This window comes from Paracoccus sp. (in: a-proteobacteria), assembly GCF_032007265.1.
Classification (GTDB): domain Bacteria; phylum Pseudomonadota; class Alphaproteobacteria; order Rhodobacterales; family Rhodobacteraceae; genus Paracoccus.
The window spans coordinates 1-2,906 of sequence record NZ_DALZMB010000194.1 but is presented as its reverse complement, the minus strand read 5'-3'; the positions used below and the strand labels follow the sequence as shown (position 1 = coordinate 2,906).

The 2,906-nt window shown below is 58.9% G+C and carries 3 protein-coding genes and 1 pseudogene; 1 reads left to right on the top strand and 3 read right to left on the bottom strand.

The genetic code is table 11. The features are described from left to right. Positions 1 to 126: 126 nt before the first annotated feature. The gene (gene clpS, locus RTS12_RS20490; RefSeq protein WP_312531966.1) at positions 127 to 444 is read right to left on the bottom strand and encodes an ATP-dependent Clp protease adapter ClpS; all 318 of its coding nucleotides are present in this window, start codon (positions 442 to 444) and stop codon (positions 127 to 129) included. A 239-nt stretch (positions 445 to 683) separates the two neighbouring features. On the opposite strand from clpS, the gene RTS12_RS20485 reads away from it, so the two are divergent. Beyond that, positions 684 to 2,369: a D-alanyl-D-alanine carboxypeptidase family protein gene (locus RTS12_RS20485; protein ID WP_409455728.1), complete on the top strand. Its 1,686-nt coding sequence runs from the start codon at positions 684 to 686 to the stop codon at positions 2,367 to 2,369. 165 nt (positions 2,370 to 2,534) lie between these two features. Here the strand turns inward: RTS12_RS20485 and ccoS are convergent, their stop codons facing one another. Together ccoS and RTS12_RS20475 are read right to left on the bottom strand one after the other, a co-directional pair. Next, the gene (ccoS, locus tag RTS12_RS20480) at positions 2,535 to 2,696 is read right to left on the bottom strand and encodes a cbb3-type cytochrome oxidase assembly protein CcoS (protein ID WP_312531964.1); all 162 of its coding nucleotides are present in this window, start codon (positions 2,694 to 2,696) and stop codon (positions 2,535 to 2,537) included. Between the two features lie 26 nt (positions 2,697 to 2,722). Next, a pseudogene (locus tag RTS12_RS20475) lies at positions 2,723 to 2,906 on the bottom strand (ATPase); the annotation flags it as partial.

Below are 2,906 nucleotides of genomic sequence, written 5' to 3'. Positions count from 1 at the left end.
ATTTCGGTCTGGGCCGGATCGAAGGGCGACAGGTCAAGATCGCGCCCTGCCCCCAAAAGCAACATGCGCCCAATCGGCGCTTTTTCGCCGTAGGCGAGTTCGATACGCGATCCGGACACGGTATTCCTATTCTTTTTCCATGGTGCATTGCAGCGGATGCTGCTGGCGCCGCGCCAGTTCCATGACCTGCGCGACTTTGGTTTCAGCGATCTCATGCGAGAAGACGCCGACAACCGCAACACCCTTGCGATGCACCGTCAGCATTATTTCGATCGCTTGCGCATGAGTCATCGAGAAAAGACGCTCTAGCACATAGACCACGAATTCCATCGGGGTAAAATCATCATTCAACAACATCACCTTATACATGGGCGGTCGCTGCGTGCGCGGTTTGGTCTTGACCGCCAGATCGACATCATCACGGTCGTTTGGAGTGCTCGTCATGATCACTTCTGTCAGGGTCGAAAGAATATTGCGGGAGTGCTGTGGGATTGAGGGAATATAGGCGCTTTACGGCACATTGTAAGCCCCACCCCATCACCGTGCAGCTTATGGCAAAGACCAGCCGTTGTGACAATTGCGGAAAAGTTTGGTTTTCGCAGCGTCGCTTGCGTGTTATTATGCCTAAATTAAGGAAGGACCTGCATTGTGAACGGGTCCTCGCAGGCAGATGAGATCGGACAGTGAGCAGAATCACCACACGCCTTCGCGCGGGACTAATGGTCCTGTTGGCATGTGCCTTGCCCCTCGTGGCAAGCGCAGCCCCCTTCGCCGCCTTTGTGATGGACGCAAGGACGGGGAAAGAAATTTATGCGCAGAATGCGGATACGAAGCTGCATCCTGCTTCACTGACCAAGATGATGACGCTTTATCTTGCCTTTACGGCGATCGAGCGTGGTCAGGTCAGGCTCGACACCAAATTTCTGGTGTCCCAGCATGCGGCCAGCCAGCCCCCGTCGCGTCTTGGCCTGAAGCCGGGCCAGCGAATCGAGCTGCGCTATCTGATCCGCGCCGCAGCCGTCAAATCGGCCAATGACGCCGCAACCACGATCGGTGAAGGTCTGGGTGGCGGCTCTGAGGCGGTCTTTGCCCGCCAGATGACGGCGATGGGCAAGGCCATCGGCATGCGCAACAGCAGCTTTCGCAACGCCAATGGCTTGACGATCGATGGTCATTATTCAACGGCCCGTGACATGTCGACGCTTGGCCGCCGGTTATTTTACGATTTCCCACAGTATTATTCGATTTTCTCGCGCCGCTCGGCCGATGCCGGCATCGCCAATGTTTCCAGCACCAACCGCCGCTTTCTGGATGAATACGAAGGCGCGGATGGCATCAAAACCGGCTATACCCGCGCAGCAGGGTTCAACCTGACCGCTTCGGCGCAGCGTGGCAACAAACGCATTATCGCCACCGTTCTGGGCGGCCAATCAACGGCCCATCGCAATCAGGTCATGAAGCAGTTGCTTGATGCGGGTTTCGGCCAGGCACCTACCCGCGTCAGGGAGGTTAAGCCCGAACCGCCACAATATATGGTCCAACGTGACATCAAGCGCAGCGTTCAGGTCGCCCGCGCAGAACCCAAGGCGCCTGCGCCTGAACGCTTCACGCTGTCGGCGTCGCCGCGCCCGACCGCGCGTACGACCAGCGCCTCGATCGTCGATCCCGGCGCCGTGGCCGCAGCCGTCAAACGTGCCGCGCGTGCCGAAGCCCCGACAGCAACGGCTTCGGCCTCTGCCTCGGCGGCAATGGCCAATAGTTCGCGCCCACAGCGCCGCCCCGGCAGCACCTCGAATGCCGTGGTTGCAACGAAATCTGCCCCCGATACCGGGGTCGAGGCCCCTGCCGCTAAATCCGAGGCAGGCTCGGCCGCTGGCAACCTGTCCAGCTCGGCTCGCCCCGTCCGCCGTGGCAAAAGCGGCAATGACGAGGTCAGCTCGCTTGATCTGGCCCCTGCAATAACCGCGCCGGGCGCGGTTTTCTTGCAAACCAACCAGCCCCAACCCGAGACGTTGCAGCTTGCTGCCTCGCATGCACCGGTGCGCCGCGAAGATACGATCATCCTCGCCTCGATGAGCGATGATCTGGAGGCACCGGCCGAAGCAACCGAAGTCGTTTCGCGCGTGTCGGGTGGTGGCAAAAGCCATGGCGTGACGCTTGGCCTGTTCAAATCCCAAAGCGAGGCCGAGCAGATCTTGCTGACGACCGCGTTGCAGGAAAGCGGGTCTTTGGGAAGCGCGATGCGCCGCGTCGGCAATACCAAGCGCGGCTTTGAGGCAAGCTTCACCGGAATGAGCAAAGCCACCGCACAGCTTGCCTGCAACCGTCTGCAGGCTCGCCAGCAATCTTGCACGGTGGTCGGCCCCTAAACGTCGCCCGACCATTCCCGATCTGGCTCTAAAGAAGGGCAAGGCAGGACAATTGAAACAGGCGCGACAGAAATGTCGCGCCTGTTTTCTTGTGGCAGCTGGCAAGGCGATCTGGACGCGCGGCAGCCTCTGATTGCCGCATTTCCCAGCGCGAATGTTTCTGTCCTAGCGCGGCTTTGGGCGATCATCCCAATCGCGGCTTAAAATACGCTCAGCATCCCCTTTTGGATCATCATATTGCTGACGTTTGAGCGACCAGATGAAGGCACAAAGGCCAAGGCCGCCAAGTGCCAACGAAACCGGGATCAGAAATCCTAGAACGGCCATAGCTTGTTTCCTTTGTGGTTAGCCCCTTAGCGCAGACGCAATGCGTTAAGGGTCACGGTGATCGAGCTGATAGACATCGCCAAAGCGGCAAGCAAAGGCGTCGCAAAGCCCATCAATGCAAAAGGCACCGCGATGATATTATAGCCAGCCGAAATCGCAAAATTCTCTTTGATGCGCTGACGGGCGCGGCGCGACACCTGTAACGCCTCG